This is a genomic window from Streptomyces sp. NPDC013455 (assembly GCF_040632975.1).
Classification (GTDB): Bacteria; Actinomycetota; Actinomycetes; order Streptomycetales; family Streptomycetaceae; genus Streptomyces.
On sequence record NZ_JBEYCX010000014.1, the window covers coordinates 127,393 to 149,863 of the forward strand.

The 22,471-nt window shown below is 72.7% G+C and carries 18 protein-coding genes; 7 read left to right on the top strand and 11 right to left on the bottom strand.

The window, feature by feature from the left end:
• Nucleotides 1–23 precede the first annotated feature (23 nt).
• From ABZ576_RS22880 to ABZ576_RS22890, 3 genes are all read left to right on the top strand, one after another.
• Nucleotides 24–1,142: a hypothetical protein gene (locus ABZ576_RS22880; protein ID WP_360743688.1), complete on the top strand. Its 1,119-nt coding sequence runs from the start codon at nucleotides 24–26 to the stop codon at nucleotides 1,140–1,142.
• Nucleotides 1,143–1,420: 278 nt separating this feature from the next.
• Nucleotides 1,421–3,052 (top strand): M48 family metalloprotease, encoded by a 1,632-nt coding sequence (locus ABZ576_RS22885; RefSeq protein ID WP_360743691.1) that lies wholly within the window; start codon nucleotides 1,421–1,423, stop codon nucleotides 3,050–3,052.
• A 37-nt stretch (nucleotides 3,053–3,089) separates the two neighbouring features.
• A complete protein-coding gene (locus ABZ576_RS22890) occupies nucleotides 3,090–4,190 on the top strand; it encodes a hypothetical protein (RefSeq protein ID WP_360743694.1) in 1,101 nt (366 codons plus the stop codon).
• Between the two features lie 130 nt (nucleotides 4,191–4,320).
• Here the strand turns inward: ABZ576_RS22890 and ABZ576_RS22895 are convergent, their stop codons facing one another.
• A complete protein-coding gene (locus ABZ576_RS22895) occupies nucleotides 4,321–5,364 on the bottom strand; it encodes an NAD(P)-dependent alcohol dehydrogenase (RefSeq protein WP_360743697.1) in 1,044 nt (347 codons plus the stop codon).
• Between the two features lie 167 nt (nucleotides 5,365–5,531).
• On the opposite strand from ABZ576_RS22895, the gene ABZ576_RS22900 reads away from it, so the two are divergent.
• Nucleotides 5,532–6,443, top strand: coding sequence for a helix-turn-helix transcriptional regulator (locus ABZ576_RS22900; protein WP_360743700.1), 912 nt, complete (start codon nucleotides 5,532–5,534; stop codon nucleotides 6,441–6,443).
• A 52-nt stretch (nucleotides 6,444–6,495) separates the two neighbouring features.
• Here the strand turns inward: ABZ576_RS22900 and ABZ576_RS22905 are convergent, their stop codons facing one another.
• The 5 genes from ABZ576_RS22905 to ABZ576_RS22925 form a co-directional block, all read right to left on the bottom strand.
• Nucleotides 6,496–9,801: a S8 family serine peptidase gene (locus tag ABZ576_RS22905; RefSeq protein WP_360743703.1), complete on the bottom strand. Its 3,306-nt coding sequence runs from the start codon at nucleotides 9,799–9,801 to the stop codon at nucleotides 6,496–6,498.
• Between the two features lie 241 nt (nucleotides 9,802–10,042).
• Nucleotides 10,043–10,726 (bottom strand): ABC transporter ATP-binding protein, encoded by a 684-nt coding sequence (locus ABZ576_RS22910; protein ID WP_360743706.1) that lies wholly within the window; start codon nucleotides 10,724–10,726, stop codon nucleotides 10,043–10,045.
• Between the two features lie 58 nt (nucleotides 10,727–10,784).
• Nucleotides 10,785–12,233, bottom strand: a complete 1,449-nt coding sequence (locus ABZ576_RS22915; protein WP_360743709.1) for an ABC transporter permease — start codon at nucleotides 12,231–12,233, stop codon at nucleotides 10,785–10,787.
• A gap of 129 nt (nucleotides 12,234–12,362) precedes the next feature.
• Nucleotides 12,363–13,613, bottom strand: a complete 1,251-nt coding sequence (locus ABZ576_RS22920) for an Ig-like domain-containing protein (protein WP_360743713.1) — start codon at nucleotides 13,611–13,613, stop codon at nucleotides 12,363–12,365.
• A 240-nt stretch (nucleotides 13,614–13,853) separates the two neighbouring features.
• A complete protein-coding gene (locus tag ABZ576_RS22925; protein WP_360743716.1) occupies nucleotides 13,854–14,198 on the bottom strand; it encodes a hypothetical protein in 345 nt (114 codons plus the stop codon).
• Nucleotides 14,199–14,307: 109 nt separating this feature from the next.
• Here ABZ576_RS22925 and ABZ576_RS22930 point away from each other — a divergent pair, with 109 nt between their 5' ends.
• Together ABZ576_RS22930 and ABZ576_RS22935 are read left to right on the top strand one after the other, a co-directional pair.
• Nucleotides 14,308–14,634, top strand: a complete 327-nt coding sequence (locus tag ABZ576_RS22930) for an LAETG motif-containing sortase-dependent surface protein (protein ID WP_360743719.1) — start codon at nucleotides 14,308–14,310, stop codon at nucleotides 14,632–14,634.
• Between the two features lie 42 nt (nucleotides 14,635–14,676).
• Entirely contained in the window at nucleotides 14,677–15,468 is a 792-nt protein-coding gene (locus ABZ576_RS22935) for a hypothetical protein (RefSeq protein ID WP_360743722.1), read from the top strand.
• Between the two features lie 52 nt (nucleotides 15,469–15,520).
• Here the strand turns inward: ABZ576_RS22935 and hutH are convergent, their stop codons facing one another.
• From hutH to ABZ576_RS22950, 3 genes are all read right to left on the bottom strand, one after another.
• Complete coding sequence (gene hutH, locus ABZ576_RS22940; protein ID WP_360743884.1) at nucleotides 15,521–17,059, bottom strand: histidine ammonia-lyase; 1,539 nt, start codon at nucleotides 17,057–17,059, stop codon at nucleotides 15,521–15,523.
• An 88-nt stretch (nucleotides 17,060–17,147) separates the two neighbouring features.
• Nucleotides 17,148–18,290: a GGDEF domain-containing protein gene (locus ABZ576_RS22945; RefSeq protein ID WP_360743725.1), complete on the bottom strand. Its 1,143-nt coding sequence runs from the start codon at nucleotides 18,288–18,290 to the stop codon at nucleotides 17,148–17,150.
• A gap of 214 nt (nucleotides 18,291–18,504) precedes the next feature.
• Entirely contained in the window at nucleotides 18,505–19,299 is a 795-nt protein-coding gene (locus tag ABZ576_RS22950) for an enoyl-CoA hydratase-related protein (RefSeq protein ID WP_360743728.1), read from the bottom strand.
• 193 nt (nucleotides 19,300–19,492) lie between these two features.
• Here ABZ576_RS22950 and ABZ576_RS22955 point away from each other — a divergent pair, with 193 nt between their 5' ends.
• Nucleotides 19,493–20,101: a hypothetical protein gene (locus ABZ576_RS22955; protein ID WP_360743731.1), complete on the top strand. Its 609-nt coding sequence runs from the start codon at nucleotides 19,493–19,495 to the stop codon at nucleotides 20,099–20,101.
• A 115-nt stretch (nucleotides 20,102–20,216) separates the two neighbouring features.
• On the opposite strand, the gene ABZ576_RS22960 is transcribed toward ABZ576_RS22955, so the two are convergent.
• Together ABZ576_RS22960 and ABZ576_RS22965 are read right to left on the bottom strand one after the other, a co-directional pair.
• A complete protein-coding gene (locus tag ABZ576_RS22960) occupies nucleotides 20,217–21,341 on the bottom strand; it encodes an adenylate/guanylate cyclase domain-containing protein (protein WP_360743734.1) in 1,125 nt (374 codons plus the stop codon).
• Between the two features lie 217 nt (nucleotides 21,342–21,558).
• Nucleotides 21,559–22,419 (bottom strand): biotin--[acetyl-CoA-carboxylase] ligase, encoded by an 861-nt coding sequence (locus ABZ576_RS22965; RefSeq protein WP_360743737.1) that lies wholly within the window; start codon nucleotides 22,417–22,419, stop codon nucleotides 21,559–21,561.
• Nucleotides 22,420–22,471 lie beyond the last annotated feature (52 nt).

Sequence of the window (22,471 nt, forward strand, 5' to 3'; positions counted from 1 at the left end):
GCGGTGTCTGGTTCGCTTGAGGCATGGCGATTCTCTGGCTGCTGATGGCGCTGCTCATGCTGAGCCTCGTCCTGGTCCCGGTCATGCGGCGCAGGCGCGGGATGGTCGAGCAGGTTCCCCCCGGGCACCCGGACGCCGCCGACCCGGCGGACTACGGCTTCGTGCGCGAGGAGGAGCTGGACGTCCGCGTGCCCGGCCCGGACCAGGACCTGCTGGACGTCCTGGAGCTGGTGCAGCGCACCGGGGACTACCGGGCCGCCGCCCAGCTGCTGGCCGGAACCGAGTCCGAGGGCGAGGTGCGCTGGCAGCGGGTGCAGGCCTTCGCCGGCGCCGCCGCGCTGGAGCTGGGCGAGCGGCCCGGCGGGGTGCACGAGGTGCCGGGCGGCCAGTGGCTGCGGGTGTGGCGGGCCGAGCGGCCCAAGGACGCGGGCGGCGCCGCCGTCCACGCCGAGTTCCTGGTGCAGCAGGCCTGGCGGACGTCGCGGCCGGGCCGGGACGACTTCCGGATCATCATGGAGGAGGCCCGGTCCGCGTGCGCGCAGGCGGCCCTGCTGGCCCCCGGCGACCCGGTGCCGTACATCGTCGAGCTGTCCATCGCGCGCGGCCTGGGCTATGAGCGGGCCGAGTTCGAGCAGCTGTGGCTGAAGATCCTCGACCGCGCCCCGCAGCACATGGGCGCGCACCTGGCCGCGCTGCACTACTGGTGCGAGAAGTGGCACGGCTCGCGCGAGCAGGCGTACGCCTTCGCGGAGGCCGCCGCGGCCCGCGCCCCGGAGGGCTCGCTGCTCGCCGCGCTGCCGCTGTTCGCGGTCTTCGAGCACCTCCCGGAGGTGAACCTGGTCGCGAGTTTCTACCAGAGCGAGGTCGTCACCAAGGCGATCCACGGCGCGCTGCACGCGGTGCACGCCGCCCGCCCCGACGACCCGATGCTCGCGCACGTCCGGCACCTGCTCGTCCTCTTCCTGGTCCGTTCCGAACGCTGGGCGGAGGCCATGCACCAGCTGATACACGTCGACGGACACGTCGGCGCGCTGCCGTGGACCCTGTCCGCCGACCCGGCCGCCGCGTTCGCCGTGTACCGCGCGCTGGCGGTGGCCGGCTACGAGGCCAACGGCGGCAGCCCGGCCACCCTGCCCGGCTGACCCGGCGCTGACCCGGCGCCACCGCCCGGCTGGCCGGCCACCCTGCCCGGTTGACGCGGCGCCACCGCCCGGCTGGCCCCGCCCCGCCCCCCGGCAGTGCCCCCTTCGCCCCCGCACAGCACCCTTCGTCCCTGCCCGCATTGCCCTTCTGACCTGCGGTAGGGCATACTCCGCATCCCCCCACACCGCACCGCCCGCACCGATCTTTTCCGCCGGCCGGTGCTCCGTCATGTCCTGTTCATGTCCTGTTCCTGAGGTCCTGTGGGGGGATCTGCCCGATGGGCGCTACTCTGCGTGCACTGCGCGCTCTCGTCCTGCTGCTCGGCTTCTATCTGCTGAGCCTCGTCCTGCTCGCCGCGCTGATCGGCCTCGACGTCCTCGTCTACTCCTGGGGGCACGGCCCGCTCACGCTGAAGGTCGGCATCGTCACGGTGCTGCTGGCCGTCCCGGTCGTCCGCGGCATGCTGATGCTGCGCACCCCCAAGGGCGAGGACGCGCCCGGCATCCCGGTCACCGAGGCCGACGAGCCCCGGCTGTGGGCGCTGGTCCGCGAGCTCGCCGCGGCGGCCGGCACCCGCGCCCCCGACCGGATCCTGCTCACCGGCGAGGTCAACGCGGCCGTCAGCGAGAGCCCGCGGCTGCTCGGCCTGCTCCCCGGGCCGCGCCTGCTCTACCTCGGCGTCCCGCTGCTGACCGGCCTGACGGAGGCCCAGCTGCGCTCCGTGCTCGCCCACGAGTACGGCCACTTCACCGGCGGTGACACCCGGCTGTCCGCGCTGGTGGTGCGCGGGCGCGTGCAGATCGGCCGGGTCATCGGCCAGTTCCACGCCAGGGCGGACGACAAGGTGGCCGCCGACCGCGCCCGGCAGGAGAAGGCGTCCGCCAAGCGGGTCGCCAAGGGCAAGAAGGCCAAGCAGGTCGACACGACCGGCGTCGGGGCGACGTACCGGACGATGGCACGGATCTACACCGCCTACGGCAAGCTCTACCTGCGCGCCTCCCTGTCCACCGCGCGCGGCCAGGAGTACGCCGCCGACCTGACCGCCGCCCGGATCGCCGGACGCGACGCGACCGCGTCGGCGCTGCGCGAGATCCCGGTCCTGTCCGCCTCCCACGACTTCTACCTGGAGTCGTACGCCACCCTGGGCCTCCAGGCCCGGATGCTGCCGCCGCGCGGCGAGTTCTTCGGCGGCTTCGGCCGGCTGCTGACGGCCCGTGAGCTGGAGCTGGTGGAGCTGCGCACGCAGCTGCCGGAGGAGCCCGTCTCGCCGTACGACTCCCACCCGCCGATCGCCGATCGTGTCCGCCGGATCGAGGCGCTGCCCGCCGACGGGCGCGCCGGCGAGGCCAAGGGTGCGGCGCTGGCCCTGCTCGCCGACCCGGCGCGCACCCTGGCCGCCCTGGAGGACGCCGTCCTCGCCGACGAGCTGCTCGGCTACCCGCGCGCCGCCGGCTGGCAGGAGCTGCTGGACGCCTCGATGGCCTCGGGCCTGTCGGCCACGCAGACCCCGCTGCACCGGGCGCTGGCCGGGTACACCGGGCAGCCGGCGACCCTGGCCGCGCTGCTGGACGCCATCGACGACGGCCGGCTGTGGCGGCTGGCGGAACAGCTGCCGCTGTCCCAGGAGGCGGCCGCGGCGAAGGGGCGGGCGTTCCGCGAGTTCGTCCGGCCCGTGCTGCGCCGGTCGCTGCGCACCATGGTGCTGGCCGAGTTCAGCTCCCGTTCGCTGCTGCACTGGGAGTTCTCCTGGACCCAGCCGGCGTCGGTGCGGCTGCCCGGCTGGGGTTCCGAGACGGAGGAGGACGGTCCCGAGGCGGCGCTGACGGCGGCGGTGGACGCGGCGGTCGCCGACCACCCCGACACCACGCCGCTGCGCGCCCTGCTCCCGCCGGCGATCCAGAACGCCTGACCGACCCTCCCGCCAAGGAAACGAACGGACCGACCCGATGACCGTCCTCTACTGGATCCTCGGCATCCTGGCCGTGCCCACACTGCTCTTCGTGCTGTGGCTGGCCTGGGTGTTCCTGAAGGAGTTCTTCTCCCCCAGCCCCGCCGACGGCGCGGAGGAGGCCGCGAGCGCGCAGAAGCTCGGCCTGCTCCCGGCCGAGCGGCAGAACACCGACCTCGCCGCGCCCCTGCCGGAGCGGTGGACGGCCGCGCTCACCGCGGTGCGGGGCGGCGACTGGCAGCCGGCCGCCGAGCTGCTCGCGGCGATCGGCCGGGACTGGGAGCGGCGGTCGTCGGCCGCCTACCTGCTCGCCGAGTGCGCGGCCGAGGAGGACACGTGGCTGCTGGCGTGGGAGGCGGCGCGGCGCGACGATCCCGACGCGGCCGTCGTCCGGGCGCGCAGCACGGTGATCCTCGCCTGGAAGCTGCGCGGCGCCAAGACGGCCCAGTACACGACCCGGGAGCAGGCCGAGGGCTTCCACCGCACGCTGGCCTCCGCCCGGGACGAGATCGCGCGGGCGGCGGCGCTGAACCCCGACGACCCGACGCCGTACATCACGGAGATCTGGGTGGCGCTGGGCCTCGGCTACCCGAACGCGAAGATGGACCAGCTCTGGGCGGAGATCACCGCCCGCGCCCCGCACCACTACGAGGCGCACTTCTCGGCGCTGCAGTACTGGTGCGCGAAGTGGCGCGGCTCCGAGCGGCTGGCCATGGAGTTCGCCGAGCGCGCCGCGGCCGCGGCTCCGCCGGGCAGCCTGCTGACGGCGCTGCCGCTCATCGCGCACTTCGAGCACGACGACTCGGAGGACACCGCGGCCGACAACACCCCGGAGATGCGGGCCCGGGTCGAGGCGGCGCTCGCGGACGCGGCCGCGGCGGACCCGGCCCACCCGCGGCTGCCGGAGCTGCGGCACCTGCTGGCGTTCTACCTGCACCTCCAGGACCGCAACGAGGCGGCGCTGGAGCAGTTCAAGCTGGTCGACGGGTACGTCGACGCGCTGCCCTGGCGCTACCGGGGCGACAAGGCCGGGTACTTCTGCCAGGTCCGCAACACGGTGGCCCACCTGGTGGCCGAGGGAGCACCGGCGACGGTCTGACCGGCCCGGACGCTCCGCGCGCGGGGGGGCGGCGCCGCCGGGGCGTCCCCCCGCACCCGCGCGTGGCCGGCCCACGCGGTTCGCCGGCGGGGCCGCTCCCCCGGCGGCGAACCCGGCGAGCGGCCCGCGGTCAGATGGTGGCCGTGTCGATCACGAAGCGGTAGCGGACGTCGCTGGCCTGCACCCGCTCGTACGCCTCGTTGATCCGGTCGGCGCCGATCAGCTCGATCTCCGCGCCCAGGCCGTGCTCGGCGCAGAAGTCCAGCATCTCCTGGGTCTCGGCGATGCCGCCGATGCCGGAGCTGCTCATGCTGCGGCGGTTGCCGAACAGCGACTGCAGCACGATCTGGACCGGCTCCTCGGGCAGGCCGACGTTGACCATGGTGCCGTCCGTGCGCAGCAGGGAGACGTACGCGGAGAAGTCGAGCGGCGCCGAGACGGTGTTCAGGATGATGTCGAAGGTGCCCGCCAGCTCCTCGAAGGTGCTCGGGTCGCTGGTGGCGTAGTAGTGGTCGGCGCCCAGCCGCAGGCCGTCGTCCTTCTTGCGCAGCGACTGCGACAGGACGGTGACCTCGGCGCCGAGCGCGTGCGCGATCTTGACGCCCATGTGGCCGAGGCCGCCCAGGCCGACCACGGCGACCTTCTTGCCGGGGCCGGCGTTCCAGTGCTTCAGCGGCGAGTACGTGGTGATGCCCGCGCAGAGCAGCGGCGCGGCCACGTCCAGTGCCAGGCCCTCGGGGATCCGGACGACGTAGTTCTCGTCGACGACGATCTTCTGCGCGTAGCCGCCGTAGGTGGGCTCGCCGTCCTTGCCGGTGTCGTTGTAGGTCCAGGTGGGGCCGCCGCCCGTGCAGTACTGCTCCAGGCCGGCCGCGCAGTTGTCGCAGGCGCGGCAGGAGTCGACCATGCAGCCGACGCCCACCCGGTCCCCGACGGCGAACCTGGTCACACCGGGGCCGACCTCGGCGACGACGCCCGCGATCTCGTGGCCCGGGACCATCGGGAAGGTGCCGGGGCGCCAGCCGTCCTGCACCTGGTGGATGTCGGAGTGGCAGATACCGGCGAACTTGATGTCGATCAGGACGTCGGACTCGCCGACCGCGCGCCGCTCGATGGTGGTCCGCTCCAGCGGGGCCTTCGGTGCGGGCGCGGCGTAAGCAGCAACAGTGGTCATGCCAGGGTTCTCCTAGGTGGGGTCGCGCCCGGCCGCCTTCCGTCCGGGCACGGTTCCAGCGTGCCTGCGATGGGCGCGGCCACCCAGTCCACGGCTTTGCGTACGACTGCCGTGCGTACCACTGGCGGGATCAGGCTGCCGTGCCTACGACCAGCGATACTGGACGCATGGACGGCAGGAACGAGCAGCCCGGCGCGGCAGCGGCAGCCACCGGCCGGACCCTGGACCGGCGGGCGGAGCTGAGCGAGTTCCTGCGCAGCCGGCGGGCCCGGCTCAAGCCCGAGGACGTGGGACTGCCCGACTTCGGACGGCACCGCCGGGTGCCGGGGCTGCGCCGCGAGGAGCTGGCGCAGCTGTCCGGGGTGTCGGTGGCGTACTACACGCGGCTGGAGCAGGGCAACGGCCGCAACGTCTCGGCGGAGGTGCTGGACGCGATCGCGCGGGCGCTGCGGCTGACGGACGCCGAGCACGCCCACCTGACGCACCTGGCGAAGCCGAAGGCGCACAAGAAGAAGCCGGCGGCACGGCAGCAGCAGGTGCGGGCGGCGCTGCGGCAGCTGCTGGACGCGCTGGAGGCCGTACCGGCGTACGTGGTGGGCCGGCGTGCGGAGATCCTCGCCTGGAACCGGATGGCGGCGGCCCTCTTCGGTGACTGGGCGGAACTGCCGCCGGGCGAGCGCAACTGGGCCCGGCTGGTGTTCCTGCGGCCCGACTACCGGGACCTCTTCGTCGACTGGGAGCAGAAGGCGATCGACATCGTGTGCGCGCTGCGGATGGACGCGGGCTGTCATCCGGACGATCCGCGGCTGTCGGCGCTGGTGGGTGAGCTGTCGGTGAAGAGCGAGGAGTTCCGCCGGCTGTGGGCCACGCACGACGTCAAGGAGAAGAGCCACGGCGTCAAGCGGCTGCACCACCCGCTGGTGGGCGACCTCTCCCTCAGCTTCGAGAGCTTCCGGCTGACGGACGGCTCGGACCAGTCCTTGGTCACCTACCACGCCGAGCCGGACTCCGCGTCGGCCGAGTCGCTGCGTCTGCTGGCCAGCTGGGGCGCGGACGCGACGCGCGCGGCGACGCGCTGAGGGGCACACCGGAGACTGTCCCCGGTGTGCCCCCATCCAGGTGCGTCAGGGCCTACTTGCCGTAGTACGCGTTGTGGATCGTGATCTCCGACGTGTTGCCCTTCTTGTCGGTGATCTTGGCGCGGAACGAGACGGCCTTGTTCTTCGCCGGGTTCTTGACGGTGATCTTGCCGTTCTTGACGGTGACCTTCTTGAAGTTCTTGCCGTCGTAGGAGACGTAGACGGCGAGGGACTTCAGGTTGCTCCCCGCGGCCGAGCCCTCGACGGTGACCGGGAAGGTGACCGTCTTGCCGGCCTCGACGCGGCTGTCCAGGCCGGTCGTGGCGCCGAAGTGCAGGGCGGAGGCGGGCAGCTGGACGAAGTCGGCCGGCTTCTTGGAGCGGAAGGTCCAGGCCGCGTCGATCCGCGTCGAGGCCTCCGACACCTTCGGCGACCGGGTGACCGAGGTGGTCAGCCTGTAGGCCGCGTCACCGGCCGGGACCTTGAAGGTCTTGTCGCCGAACAGCGGGTCGTCGTTGGTGCCGACCTTGGTGCCGTTGCGGTACAGGGTGGTCTTCACCGAGGTGAAGTCCGAGTACCCGGCGTGCTTGGCGGAGTCGGCGACCAGCGGCAGCGCACCGAAGATCTCGTTGCCGTCGCGGAAGATGCCGTAGTCCTTGCCGACGTGCGGGCCGAACACCGCGGTGTTGACCGTCTTGGTGTACGTCTGGCCGCCCTTGAAGGCGAACGAGCCGATGTCGTAGCCGGCCTCGGAGAGCGGGAAGCCGTCCTGGTCGACCCCGCCGTCCTGGGCGAACCCCAGCTGCCACTTCACGCCGTCCTTGGCCGACAGGTGCAGGGTGCGGGTGCCGGGCAGCTTCTGCGGGATGCTGATGGAGGAGGCGCCGGAGCTCCCGGGCAGCCAGCCCACCGCGTCGACGGAGCCCTTCTTGCCGCTCGCCGCCGCGCCCATGCGGACCTTCACCGTGGCCAGGTCGCCCGCCTTGTAGTGCTTGGTGTAGCCGGTGGCGAGCTTCTTGACCGGACCGCCGGTGGTCACGTCGTACTGCTCGTTCGCGCCCTTGGTCCAGTGGCCGTCCCACTGCTGCCACAGCGCGCCCGAGGGCAGCTCCGGACCCAGGTGGGCGGTGTGGAAGTTCTTGTAGCTGTCGAGGAACCAGCCGTAGCCGTAGGTGCCGTTGCCGACGGTGACGTCGAACTCCGGGAACGCGAACTGGTCCTTCAGGCCCGATCCCGGGACGGTGATGTCGACCGGCTTGGCCTTGCGCGCGTCGATGGTGATCGTCTGCTTCTTGCCGACGGTCAGCTTCGGCTGCGCGATCCAGTCGATGCCCTTGGAGGCGTCCTGCGGGTCGGCGAAGACGGAGGTGTTGAGGATGTACGTGCCCTTGGGCGCGCGCACCTTCACCGTGCCGGACTTGTTGTACGGGTTCAGCCAGACGCCGTTGGCGAGGCCCGCCACGCCGCTGAGGTCGGCGCCGTAGTTCGGGGCCGGCTTGCCGTCACGGCCGATGAACTTCAGCGTGAGGTCGTAGGACTCCACCTCGCGCTGGACCGCGGCGGCGGTACGGACCGTCTGACCGCCGCCGGTCGCCGTCACGTACGCCGAGTAGGAGCCGTCGACGGTGCCGCCCAGCTTGGTGTCGACGGTGAAACCGACCGACGCCTTGCCGTGCGCCGGGACGGTCACCTTGGTCGCGGCGAGCTTGAAGAAGCCCGACGGGGCCGCCGCGCCCTTGGGGTTGGTGGCGGTGCTGGCCAGGCTGAGCGTGACGTCCTTGTCGCCGAGGTTGCGGTAGGTCAGCTGCTTGGTGACCGGCTTGTCGTCGGTGTGCGGCCACTGCTGCACACCGAAGCTCACCGAAACCGGGTCGGCGACGACCGACTGCTTGATGGCCTTGTCGACTTGGATGCGGCCCGAGCCCTGCTGGAACGGCGTGTACGCGCCGCCCTTGGTGGAGCCGGTCAGGGCGCCCTTCAGCTCGGTGTAGCCCCAGTCGGGGTGCTGCTGCTTCAGGATGGCGGCGGCGCCCGCGACGTGCGGGGTGGCCATCGACGTGCCGGAGATGGTCAGGTAGCCCTCGGGCTTCTCACCGACCTCCTGGTCGATGACGCTGCCCTTGGCCGCGGCGGCGGTGATGTCCACGCCGGGCGCGGTGACGTCCGGCTTGATGGCGCCGTCGCCGGCGCGCGGGCCGGTGGAGGAGAAGTCGGCGAGCTTGTCCTTGCCGTCGACGGCGCCGACGGTGAGCGCGGCGTCCGCGCTGCCCGGCGAGCCGATCGACTGGGGGCCCTCGTTGCCCGCGGCGATCGCGAACAGAATGCCCTTCTCGGCGGAGAGCTTGTTGACCTCGGCCTCGAGGGGGTCGATCTCGGGGGTGTCGTAGCCGCCGAGGCTCAGGTTGATGACGGAGGCGCCCTGGGAGGCCGCCCACTCCATGCCGGCGAGGATGCCGGAGTCGTCGCCGGAGCCGGTGTCGTCCAGGACCTTGCCGTTGAGGAGCTCGGCGTCCGGGGCCACACCCTTGAACGTGCCGCCCGACTTGGCGCCGGTGCCCGCCACGATGGACGCGACGTGGGTGCCGTGACCGAAGTGGTCGGTGGCGTCGGCGGCGGGGGTGAAGTTCTTGGACCCGACCACCTGGTCCTTGAGGTCCGGGTGGGTGGTGTCCACACCGGTGTCCAGGACGGCGACCTTCACGCCCTTGCCCGTGTAGCCGGCCTTCCACGCGGTCGGGGCGCCGATCTGGGGCACGGACTTGTCGAGCGACGCCTTGCGGACGCCGTCGAGCCAGACGTGGGCGATGCCGGAGGCCGAGCGGTCGCCGTTGGTCACCGCGTCCCACAGCTCGGCGGTGTCCTGGACCGGGGCCTGCACGGCGTCCGCGTTGAGCGCCTTCAGGCTGCGGCGCAGCGTGCCCGCGTCCCGGACGTCGGCCTTGGCGGCCGTGGCGGAGCCGCGGTAGCCGACGATGACCTTCAGGCCGTTCTTCTGGGCCTTGCGGGTGGCGGCCTTGTTCAGCTCGGTGATGTCGAACAGGCGCTGGTCCAGCGTGCCGGAGGCGACCAGGCGGGCCGCGTCGGCGGGGATGACCAGCGTGTGTCCGGCGGACTTGCGGACCTGGAAGGCTATGTGCTCGCGGCCCTCGGCCCGCTCCAGGCCGACGATGCGGCCCTTGCCGTCGAGGGCGACGCGGTCACCGGTGATGAGCGTGACGTGGTGCTTGGCGGTGGTCCTCGAGGCGGCGGTGGCGGATGCCGGGGCACCCGCGGGCTTCGCCGACGCCGGGCTGGTCATACCCGCTGCGAGGGCGACCGCTGCGGCCGTTGCCACGGTGGCCGCAGCTGCTCTTTTCACTTGTCTGCGCAAGTTCTCCCCCTGGAGATGAAGTACCGGGCGAATTCCCCGTTCACCCGGCCGGGGGCGGTTTCGTACGCATGCACGTCACCCCCCGGTTCACGAAGTATGCCGGGGGGTGATCAGAGGGCTCAATAGCTGACGGGACGGCATGGAAGCACGCCGGGAAACTGTTACGCGCCGGCCGGGACACCGTTACAGAACCGCGAAGTGCCGTGCGCGCAAAGGGTGTTATACGCCGTCAGGCCCGTGCGTTCTCCGTCACGGTGATCCTGCCCTTGCGCAGGGTGGCGAGGCGCGGGGCCTTCTTCGCGAGCGTGGAGTCGTGGGTCACCATGACGAAGGTCAGCCCGTGCTCCTTCCACAGCCGTTCGAGCACGTCCATGATCTCGTCCCGCATACCCTCGTCCAAATTGCCGGTCGGCTCGTCGGCCAGCAGCACCTTCGGCTTCTTCACCACGGCGCGGGCGATGGCGACGCGCTGCTGCTGCCCTCCGGACATCTCGCCGGGAAGGTGTCCGAGACGCTCGCCGAGGCCGACCGAACGCAGTGCCTCGGCGGCCAGTTCCCGCCGCTCCCCGGCCTTGATGCCGAGGGGCACCAGTGCCGTCTCCACGTTCTCCTGCGCGGTCAGCGTCGGGATGAGGTTGAAGGACTGGAAGACGAATCCGATGCTCTCGCTGCGGATCCGGGTCAGCCGGGCCTCGGTCAGCCCGGCCAGATCGGTGCCGTCGAGGACGACTTCGCCGGAGGTGGGACGGTCGAGGGCGCCGAGCATCTGGAGGAGGGTGGACTTCCCGCCGCCGGTCGGGCCCTGGATGACGAGCCGGTCCCCGTCGGCGATGGTGAGGTCGATCCCGTCGAGGGCGTGGACGGTGTCCTTGCCCCGCGCGTAGCGCTTGGTGACGTTCTTCAGTTCGTACATGGTGGCTCCTGGGGGTTCGGGGTGTGCGCGTCGGGGTGCGGCCGCGGGTGGGTGGCCGCTACTCCACCCGCCGGAGCGCGTCCGCGGGACGCAGCCGGGACGCCCGCCAGCCGCCGAAGGCTCCGGCGATCAGGCCGCCGGCCACCGCCAGGCCCACCGCGAGGACGATCGTCGTCACACTCACCGGGGCCGTGAGGGCCACCTCCAGGGTCTTCGCCGCCTGCCGGCCCGGTCCGCCGAGGCCGCCCCCGCCGCCGGGGCCGCCGCCCGGGTTGCCGCCGCCGGTGCCGCCGCCGAGCTGTGCCTGCAGGTTCGGGCTGACGGCGGTGACGGCGTACGCGCCCGCCAGGCCGAGCGCGATGCCGAGGACGCCGCCGACCAGGCCGTTGACCATGGCCTCGCCGATCACCTGCCGGGTCACCCGGCCGGACTTCCAGCCCAGGGCCTTCAGCGTGCCGAACTCCCTGACGCGCCGGGAGACGGCGGCGGAGGTGAGCAGGCCGGCGACGAGGAAGGCGGCCACCAGCACCGCGACGGAGAGCCAGGTGCCCACGTCGGCGGCGAGGGAGGAGGCCGTGGACAGCGAGCCGGAGACGGTGTCCGCGAGGTCGGCGGAGGTGGTCACCGTCGTGCCCGGGACGTTCTTCCGGATCCGCGACTTGACGCTGTCGATCTTCTGCGAGTCGGTCGCCTTGACGTAGACCGTGGTGACCTTGTTCTTCACGTCGCCGAGGGTCTGCGCCTGCTTGAGCGGGATGTACAGGTCGGCGGCCGCGTCGCCGCTGTCGGCGGTGGCGATGCCGATCACCGTGAACTTCACGCCCTTGACGGTGACGGTGGAGCCGACCTTGTACTTCTTCTCCTTGGCGTAGGCGGAGTCCACGACGACGACCTCGGCGTCGGTCTCCGTCTCCTTGAACGTACGGCCGCTGGTGATCTTCGAGGAGGTCAGCGGGCCGAGGGCGGGCTCGGTGACGTCGGTGCCGTAGACGGAGTAGTTGTTGACGTCGAAGTCGGCGCCGCCGCCCGTGACCTCGCCCTGCGGCTGCCCGGCCTCGCCACCGCGCTGGAACCCGCCGCCGTCCTGCTGGAACTGACCCCGCGTGAACTGGCCGCTGACCTTGAGGACCTGGAGGCTCAGTCCGCCGACCGCGTCCGAGACCCCGGGCTGCGCGCCGACCTCGGTCACCGTCGAGGCCGCCAGGGTCTGGAAGCCCTGCACCATGACCCGGTCGCTGCTCTGGGTGGAGTCGTCGTCGCCCTGCGCGTCGAAGCGGAAGCGGGGCCGCTGCGTGTCGCCGGTGGACGCGGACGCCGCCTTGGTGACGGTCATGTCCGTACCCAGCCCGTACAGCGACTGGAGGACCTTGTCCTGCGCCTTGCCCATGCCGTTGGACACGGAGCTGACGACGATGACCAGCGCGATACCCAGCGCCAGGCCGGAGGCGACGACGAGGGCCGCCTTTCTGCGGCGGCGCAGTTCGCGCCTCAGGTAGGTGAAGAACATGGCCCGCAAGCTAGGGACCGACCCTGATGACACGGTAAGGCCGGCATAAGAGCAGCATGAGAAGGCTGAGGGGCCCACGAACGCCAGTGCCGCCCCGGGGGGCGGCACTGGAGCGGATACGGGGAGGCGTCAGACGGCCGAACCGGCCTTCCACTGCGCCCAGTCCATGTTCCAGCCGTTGAGGCCGTTGTCCGGCGAGACCGTCTTGTCGCCGGTGTGCTGGACGACGACGACGTCGCCGATGAGCGAGTTGTCGTAGAACCAGGCCGCCGGCGTGTTCGAGTCGCCCGCGCCCTTCTTGTCCTGGAGGCCGACGCAGCCGTGGCTGGTGTTGACGTTGCCGAACACCGAGGGCGCGCCCCAGTAGTTGCCGTGGATGAAGGTGCCGGAGGTGGTCAGGCGCATGGCGTGCGGCACGTCCTTGATGTCGTACTCGCCCTTGCCGTCGTCGTCGGTGAAGCCGACCGTCGCGCCGTTCATCCGGGTCTGCTTGAACTTCTCCGAGATGACCATCTGGCCCTCGTACGTCTTGTTGTCGGGCGAGCCTGCGGAGATCGGGATGGTCTTGACGACCTTCCCGTCCCGCGTGACCTTCATCTGCTTGGTCTGCGCGTCGACGTAGGTGACCTGGTTGCGGCCTATGTGGAAGGTGACCGTCTTCTGCTGGACGCCGTAGACGCCGCTCGCGCCCTCGACGCCGTCGAGGGCCAGCTTCAGGGTGACGGTGGAGCCTTCCTTCCAGTACTCCTCCGGACGGCAGTCCATGCGGTTGGCGTTGAACCAGTGGCAGGCGACCTCCTGGCCGCTGCTGGTGCTGACCGTGACGCCCTTCTGCACGGCCGCCTTGTCGCTGATCGCCTTGTCGAAGGTGATCGACACCGGCATGCCCACGCCGACCGTGGCGCCGTCGTCCGGGGTGAAGGTGCCGATGAAGCTGTTGGCCGGGGAGACCGTGGTGAAGGTGGCGTTCTCGTGGGCTATGCGGCCCTCGGAGTCCTCGGCCTCGGCGGCGACCTTGTAGGTCGTGGAGCGCTCCAGCTGGACGGTGGGCTTCCAGCTCTTCTTGTCGGCGGACAGCTGCCCGGCGACGGCCTTGCCGTCCTGGGTGGTCATCGTGACACCGGTGAGCGTGCCCTTGCTCACCTTCACGGCCGCGGAGTTGTTGATCGAGGCGTTGTTGGAGCCGTCCTTGGGCGTGATCGCGATCTGCGCCTCCGACGACTTCTCGGCCGCCGCCTCGTCGACCTTGGCCTGCGAGGAGTCGCCGCTGCCACTGCCCGAGGCCTTGTCGTCGCCGCCGGAACACGCCGTGAGCACCAGCACACCGCCGAGCAGAGCGGACGCGGCCGCCAGGCCCTTGCGCCGCTTACTGTCCGTCATCACAAGCTTCTCCATCGTTGCGAGTCGCGATAACCCCGGGAGTCCCCGTCAAGAACCTTCAACGCTACGGCCGGTCCCTCCCGTTCCCCACCCCCGGCGGCTGTGGGGCATCCCACGTCCGCGGCACGGGTCCGCGGCGGCTCGGGTGGTGCGGGTGGGGCGGAGGCCGTCCGTGCGCCCCCAGAGACGACGAAACCCCGGACGGCGGTTGCCGTCCGGGGTAGGAGTGCCCCGGGACGATCAGCCGATGCCGCCCTCTTCCTCGTCGCCGTCCCCATCTTCCCCGTCGAGGTCCCACTCGGGCGAATCGGGGTCGTAGTCGATGCGCTCGCTGGACCAGGACGCCTGCTGGAGCTCCACCCCGGGCACCTCACCGACCAGGTCGAAGGGGTCCACGAGGTACGCCAGCGCCTCCGCGGTGTCCTCCGTCACAGCGCTCTCCGCCTGGGCCCGCTCCGCCTCGGGCACCTCGGAGTCCTGGGCGAGGCGGCGCAGCGCGGCCTTGGTGACCGCGTCGTCGTCCTGCACCTCCAGGACCAGCTCCACGCGAAGCCGTACAAAACGTGATGTCTCTTCAGTACTCATGGCGCGAGCGTACGACCGAAACCTCCCGTGACTTTCCTGTGACCCGCGCCTTTCACTAACATCGCCCCACACGGCCAATTCGCCAGCGTCACAAGGGGATCGATATTCCGTGTCATCCGCTCGCCGTCCGCTGCTGACCGCCACCGCCGCGGGGACCCTGCTGTGCGCGTTGTGGTTCGTCCCGTCCGCGAACGCCTCGCAGGACGCCCCGGCGAGACAGACGGCGGACGCCGTGTCGTCCCCGGCCCGGATCACGCAGGCCAGGGCGGTGACCGCGGCGACCACCGACTCCGCGCCCCAGGCGGCGGACGAGACCGAACTGGCCGACACGGGAAGCCCCGACACCACCCCCTACGTGGTCGGCGGGAGCCTCTTCCTCGCGGTGGGTGCCGGTTTCGTCATGTATTCAGCCCGTCGGGAACGTCTGGGGTTTTAATCTGTCTTGACGAATCCTTGACAGGCCACACATAGTTCGCTCATGAAGAGATCATCGGGCGTGCGGCTGTGCGCCACCGCAGCTGTGAGCGTGCTGTCGCTCGCCCTCATCACCGGCTGTGCCGACGGGGATTCGAAGGACTCGAAGGGCTCGAAGGACGCCAAGGGCGCCGGCGCGGCGAAGGCGCTGACCGCCGCCGAGCTGAAGCAGAAGATCATCGCCCAGGGCGACGTGTCCGGGTACAAGGTGGGCCCCGTCGAGGGCGGCATCCCGGACAAGAGCAAGGTCAAGTCCGACGACGCCAAGTGCCAGCCGGTGCTCCAGGCGTTCACCGGCATCGCCCCGGGCGAGCCGGCGGCGAACACCAGCCGCATGGCCACCCAGGACAAGAAGGACCCGACGGACGACGCCACGTCGCTGGACGACATGGCCGACGGCAAGTTCGAGGACGCGATCAACGAGTCCATGGACCTGGACGTCACCGTGGTCACCCTGGCCTCGTACGACGGTGACGGCGCCGAGCAGGCCCTGAAGTCCGTCTCCGACGCGGTCAAGGCGTGCACCGGCGGCTTCTCCGGCGAGCAGGACGGCGAGAAGGGCAAGTTCACCAAGGTCGCCGAGGAGAAGTCCTCGGGCACGGGTGACGAGTCGGTGGCCTTCACCGCGACCAACGACGCGGGCAAGGACGGCTCCCTGCCGCTGCACGCCGAGGTGGTGCGGCACGGCAACACCCTCGCGACCTACACCACGATCAACATCGGCGCGATGATGAGCAAGAAGCCCTACACGGTTTCCGCTCCGGTCGTGAAGGCGCAGGCCGCCAAGCTGAAGTGACCCTGGGATCGACACCGTGGGGCCCCGGCTGTCGCCGGGGCCCCCGTGCGTTTCACCGGAGCGGGCCGGTGACCTTCTCCACGGCCGCCACCAGGTCACCGCCGCGCACGAAGGCGTCGGCGGCGGCCAGGTCCGGGGCCAGGAAGCGGTCCGGGCCCGGGCCCCGCACACCGGCGGCCCGGACGGCGTCGATGACCGCCTGGGAGGCGGGCGCCGGGGTCAGGCCCTCGCGCAGCTCGATGGCGCGGGTGGCCGCGTACAGCTCGATCGCGACGACCCGGGTGAGGTTGTCCACGGCGGTGCGCAGCTTGCGCGCGGCCGACCAGCCCATGGACACGTGGTCCTCCTGCATGGCGGAGGACGGGATGGAGTCCGCCGAGGCGGGCACGGCGAGCCGCTTCAGCTCGCTGACCAGGGCGGCCTGCGTGTACTGGGCGATCATCAGGCCGGAGTCGACGCCGGCGTCGTCGGCGAGGAACGGCGGCAGGCCGTGGCTGCGGTTCTTGTCCAGCAGCCGGTCGGTGCGGCGCTCGGCGATGGAGCCGAGGTCGGCGGCGGCGATGGCGAGGAAGTCCAGGACGTAGGCCACGGGCGCGCCGTGGAAGTTGCCGTTGGACTCCACGCGGCCGTCGGGCAGCACGACGGGGTTGTCGACGGCCGAGGCCAGCTCGCGCTCGGCGACCAGGCGGGCGTGTGCGATCGTGTCGCGTCCGGCGCCGGCGACCTGCGGGGCGCAGCGCACCGAGTAGGCGTCCTGGACCCGGGGCGCGTCGTCCTGGTGGTGCCCGGTGAGTCCCGAACCCTCCAGTACGGCGAGCATGTTCGCCGCGGAGGCGCCCTGCCCCGGGTGCGGGCGGATGGCGTGCAGCTCGGGCGCGAGGACCTTGTCCGTGCCGAGCAGCGCCTCCAGGCTGAGGGCGGCGGTGACGTCGGCGGACTTGTAGAGGGTGTCCAGGTCGGCGAGGGCCATGATCAGCATGCCGAGCATGCCGTCGGTGCCGTTGAGGAGGGCGAGGCCCTCCTTCTCGCGCAGCTCGACGGGGGCGATGCCGTGCTCGGCGAGCAGCTCGCCCGCCGGGCGGACGGCGCCGTCGGGGCCTTCCGCGTCGCCCTCTCCCATGAGGGTGAGGGCGCAGTGGGACAGCGGCGCCAGGTCGCCGGAGCAGCCGAGCGAGCCGTACTCGTGGACGACCGGGGTGATCCCGGCGTTCAGCACGTCGGCCATGGTCTGGGCGACCTCGGGACGGACGCCGGTGTGCCCGGAGCAGACGGTCTTGAGCCGCAGGAACATCAGGGCCCGTACGACCTCGCGCTCCACCCTCGGCCCCATGCCGGCGGCGTGCGAGCGGACGATGTTGCGCTGCAACTGGGCGCGCAGCTCCTGGCTGATGTGCCGGGTCGCCAGGGCGCCGAAACCGGTGGAGACGCCGTAGACCGGGTCCGGCTTGGCCGCCAGCGCGTCCACGATCTCCCGGGCCGCCGCGAGGGCCGCCACCGCCTCCGCCGACAGCTCGATGCGGGCACCGCCGCGCGCCACGGCGAGAACGTCGGACGCCGTGACACCGGACGTCCCCACCACCACAGTGTGCATATCCATATTCAGGAGCGTACGCATTGAATGCGGCGGTGTCACTAGTGGGGAGCGGGGGCGACCCTTACCGCCCGGTGTGGGCTTCGCCTCACGTCCGGCGCCCGCGGAACCGGCGCCGCTCGGCACGCGAGGGCGGCGGCTCGTCGGCCAGCCGTACGACCGGATCGTCGGGCCCCTCCCGGCCCGCCACCACCGGACGGTCCAGGCGCAGCGCCTTGGCCCGGTACTGGGCGGCGTCCGCGAGCCGGAACAGCCGGCGGGCGTCCCGCACCTCCCCGATCGGGTCCTCGGTGGAGGCGATCCCGCAGGCGACCCCCTCGCCCAGCTCCAACTCCGCCGCCCTGCGGCACAGTTCGTCCGCCGCCTTCACCACGTCGTCGGCCGGCGGGCCGACCGCGAGCAGACAGAACTCGTCCCCGCCGAGCCGTGCGGCCAGCGCGCCCGGCACCATCGCACCGCACAGGGACAGCACCGAGCCGAAGCGTTCCAGGAGCCGGTCGCCGACGGCGTGCCCGCAGGTGTCGTTGACCCGCTTGAGCCCGTTGAGGTCACAGACGACCAGGCTGACCACCGCGCCCTCCGCGCGGTGCCGCTCGATGGCCTCCTCCAGGCGTACGTCCACGGCACGGCGGTTGGCGAGACCGGTCAGGGCGTCGGTGTACGCGAGCCGGCGTGCCTCCTCCAGCCGCTCGGTCTGCGCGATGCCCGCGGCGACGACGGCCGCGAGCACGGTGGCGAAGTCGGCGTCGTCCCGCACGAACAGGGGCGCGCCGGCCGGGCGGGCCACGTACAGCTCGCCCCAGGCCCGGCCGTGCAGCACGACCGGGGCGACCACGCAGCAGCCGCGGCCCCGGCGGCGCAGGGCGGCGACGCGCTGGTGGAAGTAACCGGGCTCGCCCTTCGCGGTCCCCTCGGCCGTCTCCACCCAGGCGTTCGGCCCACCGCCGCCGGCCCACCGCTCGTGCAGGAACTCGGTGATCTCCGGGAACTGGTGCACCGGGTACGCCTCGGCCTCCGGGAAGTCCTCCTCGTCCGGGGCGCGGTCCCCCACGTTCACGAGGACCCGCAGCCGGCCCAGCTCGCGCTCCCACACCGACAGCGCGGCGAAGCTGCCGTCCAGCGCGTGGCAGGCGCCGAGGGCGGCGGCCTGCCAGCACTCCCGCGGGGTGTGCGCCGCCGCCATGCCCTGCGCCAGCGCCACGACCGCGGCCAGCCGCTTGTCCTCACCCATTACTCCAGATTAGGGAGGAATAGTGCACTTGGGACTGTTACTGCGGCGATCAGGTGGAATGTACGGCTACGAGCCGGGACCGCGGGCCGTCGCCGGGTGCGGATGCGCGGTGGCCGGCCACGCGGTCACCGCGGGCCACCGCCGGGTGCCGGCTCGTCGTGGCCGGCCGCGCGGTGGCCCGCACCCCTTTCGGGGCGCTCCGCCGCGGGCCGGCTCACTCTCCGGGCCACCGCGGCGCGCGCTTCTCGTTGAACGCCGCCACGCCCTCCGCGCGGTCCCCGGAGAACGCCACCGAACGCCACGCCGCGTCCTCCACCTCCAGCCCGGCCCGCAGGTCCAGCCCGTGCCCGAGCCGCAGCGCCCGCTTGGCGGCACGCAGACCGACCGGCGAGTTGCCGGCGATCCGCTCCGCGAGCGCCAGCGCCTCCTCCCGGTCCCGCCCCTCCTCCACCAGCCGGTCCACGAGCCCCAGCCCGGCCGCCTCGGCCGCCTCCACCCGCCGGGCCGAGAAGATCAGCTCGGCCGCGCGCGCCGCGCCGACCCGCCGGGGCAGCAGTTGCGTACCGCCGCCGCCCGGGATGACCCCCACGGACACCTCGGGCAGCCCGACCACCGCCGTACGGTCGGCCACGATCAGGTCGCAGGACAGCGCCAGCTCGAAACCGCCGCCCAGCGCGAAGCCGTGCACCGCCGCGACGGTCGGCATCGGCAGCTCCAGCACCCCGGTGTACGCCGCCCGCGCCACCGGCCGCTGGCGGACGAGATCGGCGTCGGTGAAGGAGTTCCGCTCCTTCAGGTCCGCCCCCACACAGAACGCCCGTTCGTGCGACGAGGTCAGGACGACCACCCGGGCGTCCCGGTCGGCGGCGAGCGCGGCACACGCGCCCGCGAGGGAGCGGGCCATCTCCGTGGAGACGGCGTTCATGGCCTTGGGCCGGTCCAGTACCAGCTCGGCGACGTGCCCGTGCCGCCGTACCAGCACGAACTCCCCGTACCGCTCCTCGCTCATGACACACCCTCCGGTTAACGCGGGTTAACTCACTGTCGGCCCGATCATCGCAGCCGGACCCGACCTGGGGAAAGCCCGGGGGGCTACGCCCGTTCGAGTGACATCCCGGCCGTCTCCCCGCACACCGCCCACACGAACGCATAGCGTGCGCTCCGCCATGACGCGCCCCGGGCGCGCGGCGGGGAGGGAACCGATGACACCGATACCCGGACAGTCCGGCGCGCGACGGGAGCCGGGGAGCCCCCCGGGGCCGCGGCGCGGACGGCACCGCAAGCCCCGCCCCCGCAAGGCGCTGCTGGCCGCCGGCGGTCTCGCCCTCGCCGCGGGCGTGCTCGGCCTGGTCCGGGTGACCCCGGAGCCGGGGGCCGGCGCGCCGGGCACGGCGGAGTCCGGGCCCGGGACCGCCACGGGCGGCGAGGCCCCGGCCCGCGCGGCGGACGGTGGGGCCCGCGTCGCCGCCGGCCCCACCGCGCTGCCCTCGGCGTCCTCCGTCCTGGGCGGCCGCGGCCCCGCGGCGGCGCCTTCCGGGTCCCCGGCCCCCGCGGCGCCGGGCACGGCCGGGGCCACGGCCGCGGCACCGCCCGGCCGCACCGCCGTACCGGGCGCCGCCCCGACCACGATCCCGACCGGCGCTCCGGACACCCCCGGCCGCACCCCGCGGCCCGCGCCGACGGCGTCCGCTCCGGCGACACCGCCCCCCGCGCCTTCATCCACACCGACGGATGACGGCCCGGACCGGCCCGATCCGGGCGGCGTGTGCGTCCCGGTCATCGGGCTGTGCGTGGAGGTCGGGTCCGGTTGACCGGCCGGACGCCCCCACGGAGGTGCCTCGCTGATCAGGCCGGATCAGCGGGAGCCCGGCGAGAGGGGTGAGGGGGCGAGAGGGGTGAGAGGGCGAGAGGGGCGAGGGGCCCCTGTCAGGGCCGGCCGGCGCGGCGCGCGAGCAGCCATGGCTCGACCACGCCGAGTCCGCGGACCGGGCGCTGCCACATCGGCTGGAGCGCGAAGCGGTACGCCGGCGGCTCCTCGCCCTCCTTCTCCGCGGCGGCCGCGGCCTCGGCGGCCTCCGCCTCGGAGGCCGGAGCCTCACCCGTACGGATCAGCTCCTCGGCGAAGGCGCTGTCCACCAGGACCGCGTCCCGGGGGGCTATGGACGTCAGGCGGGAGGCCAGGTTCACCGTCGTGCCGAACACGTCGCCCATACGGGTGGTCACCGTGCCGAACGCCATGCCGACCCGCAGTTCGGGCATCGTCTCGTCGTTCGCCAGCGTCTCCACCAGCCGCAGCGCGATGTCCGCGGCCGTGCCGGCGTCGTCGGCGGCATAGAGCACCTCGTCGCCGAGGGTCTTGATGAGCCGGCCGCCGCGTGCCGCCACCAGGTCGGCGGCGGTGGTCTCGAAGGCCTCGACCAGCTCGCCGAGCTCCTCCTCCTCCATCCGGCGGGTGAGCCGGGTGAAGCCGACGAGGTCGGCGAAGCCGACGGCCAGCCGGCGGTCGACCATCTCCTCGTCGTCGGCGGCCTGCACGACCCGGCCCGTCGCCGCGGCCAGCTGCCGGCGCCAGACGTAGACCAGGAACTCCTCCAGCTCCGGCAGCAGCAGCTCGACCAGGGGGTACGTCACCTCGGTGCGCGTCATGCCGGGCTCGGGGGGCTCGGTCAGCCCCTCCAGGAAGGAATCGATCTGCCACTCCGCCAACCGGGCGGTGGTCTGCCCGGTGGACCGGGCCACCTGCACCGCCATGGCCTCGCTCAGCAGCCCCGCCTCCACCAGACCGGCGAGCCGGCGCAGGGCCAGGACGTCGGCCTCGGTGAGGGCCTTGGCCTGGCCGATGTCCGCGAAGCCCATGGCCCGCCAGAACCTCGACGCCAGCTCCATGGAGACACCGGCGCTGCGGGCGGCCTGGAACGGGGTGTACCGGCGCTCGGCGCCCAGGATGAGCTGTTCGAGCCGCAGGGCCAGCGGGTCCTCGCCGCCGTCCGGGGCGTGGGGGTCCATCCGGCCGTCCCCGCCCGCGCCGGAGCCCGTGTCGTCGACGGTCACGCCTGCTGCCCTTCCGATCTGCCGCGGTCAGGTTTCGACCGGCCTCAACTCTACGGCAGGTGTGCGCCAGCTCACTCCGTCGGGTTCGGCCGACGGGCCGCCGCCCGGCACCGGCCGGGGGACCCCGCCCGGTCCGACGACGCCCCGTCGCCGCACCCGGCCGCGACGGCGTGCCGTGCCGGTCACGGGCGCGGGGCGCCCCGGCCGCGAGGGCGGGTCACGCCAGTCGCAGGTGCACGATGTCGCCCGCGCCCACCGGCTCCTGCACACCCTGGTCCGTGGCGATGACCAGGCGTCCGTCACCGTCCAGCGCCACGGCCTCCCCGACCAGCGCCCGGTCTCCCGGCAGCTCCGCCCGCACGGTCCGGCCGAGCGTGGCGCAGCCCGCCGTGTAGGTCTCCTGGAGGCCGCTCACCGCGGGATCGCCGTCCGCGTCCCGCCACCGCCCGTACCACTCCTCCAGCGAGCGCAGCACCGCCCGCAGCAGCGGGTCCCGGTCCGTGGTCTGTGCCCCGGCGAGGGCCAGCGAGCCCGCCTGCGGAACGGGAAGCTCCGCCTCCCGCAGGGAGACGTTGATCCCCACGCCGATGACGACGCCGTCCGCGCCGGCCCCCTCGGCGAGGATGCCCCCGGCCTTGCGCTCCTCCCCGCCGACGGTCACCAGCAGGTCGTTGGGCCATTTGAGTGCCGTGTCCACGCCGGCCGCCCGGGCCAGCCCGGTCGCCACCGCCACGCCCGTCAGCAACGGCAGCCACCCCCAGCGCGCCACCGGCACCTCGCGCGGCTCCAGCAGGAGGGAGAAGAACAGGCCGGAGCGCGGCGGAGCCGTCCACTGCCGGTCCAGCCGGCCCCGGCCGGCCGTCTGCTCCTCCGCCACCAGCACCGTGCCCTCGCCGGCGTCCCGGGCGGCGGCCCGCGCGACGAGGTCGGCATTGGTGGAACCGGTCCGCTGCACCACGTCGATCCGGCGGTACAGGCTCCCCTCCCGGATCAGCCCGCGCCGCAGTGCCGCGGCGTTCAGGGGCGGGCGGTCCAGGTCGGACCAGCGGCTGTCGTCTGATGGATTCTGCGGCGTCATGCAAGCCACCCTAGGTGTGGTAAACGACGCACTGCTGATCGGTAGTCCCCCC

Excerpts from the sequence above, each read along its gene's own strand:
- ABZ576_RS22890 (WP_360743694.1), top strand. The coding sequence starts at position 3,090 with ATGACCGTCCTCTACTGGATCCTCGGCATCCTGGCCGTGCCCACACTG.
- ABZ576_RS22955 (WP_360743731.1), top strand. The coding sequence starts at position 19,493 with ATGACACCGATACCCGGACAGTCCGGCGCGCGACGGGAGCCGGGGAGC.
- ABZ576_RS22885 (WP_360743691.1), top strand. The coding sequence starts at position 1,421 with ATGGGCGCTACTCTGCGTGCACTGCGCGCTCTCGTCCTGCTGCTCGGC.
- ABZ576_RS22895 (WP_360743697.1), bottom strand. The coding sequence starts at position 5,364 with ATGACCACTGTTGCTGCTTACGCCGCGCCCGCACCGAAGGCCCCGCTG.
- ABZ576_RS22965 (WP_360743737.1), bottom strand. The coding sequence starts at position 22,419 with ATGACGCCGCAGAATCCATCAGACGACAGCCGCTGGTCCGACCTGGAC.
- hutH (WP_360743884.1), bottom strand. The coding sequence starts at position 17,059 with ATGCACACTGTGGTGGTGGGGACGTCCGGTGTCACGGCGTCCGACGTT.
- ABZ576_RS22945 (WP_360743725.1), bottom strand. The coding sequence starts at position 18,290 with ATGGGTGAGGACAAGCGGCTGGCCGCGGTCGTGGCGCTGGCGCAGGGC.
- ABZ576_RS22880 (WP_360743688.1), top strand. The coding sequence starts at position 24 with ATGGCGATTCTCTGGCTGCTGATGGCGCTGCTCATGCTGAGCCTCGTC.
- ABZ576_RS22910 (WP_360743706.1), bottom strand. The coding sequence starts at position 10,726 with ATGTACGAACTGAAGAACGTCACCAAGCGCTACGCGCGGGGCAAGGAC.
- ABZ576_RS22900 (WP_360743700.1), top strand. The coding sequence starts at position 5,532 with ATGGACGGCAGGAACGAGCAGCCCGGCGCGGCAGCGGCAGCCACCGGC.
- ABZ576_RS22935 (WP_360743722.1), top strand. The coding sequence starts at position 14,677 with ATGAAGAGATCATCGGGCGTGCGGCTGTGCGCCACCGCAGCTGTGAGC.
- ABZ576_RS22925 (WP_360743716.1), bottom strand. The coding sequence starts at position 14,198 with ATGAGTACTGAAGAGACATCACGTTTTGTACGGCTTCGCGTGGAGCTG.
- ABZ576_RS22915 (WP_360743709.1), bottom strand. The coding sequence starts at position 12,233 with ATGTTCTTCACCTACCTGAGGCGCGAACTGCGCCGCCGCAGAAAGGCG.
- ABZ576_RS22920 (WP_360743713.1), bottom strand. The coding sequence starts at position 13,613 with ATGACGGACAGTAAGCGGCGCAAGGGCCTGGCGGCCGCGTCCGCTCTG.
- ABZ576_RS22950 (WP_360743728.1), bottom strand. The coding sequence starts at position 19,299 with ATGAGCGAGGAGCGGTACGGGGAGTTCGTGCTGGTACGGCGGCACGGG.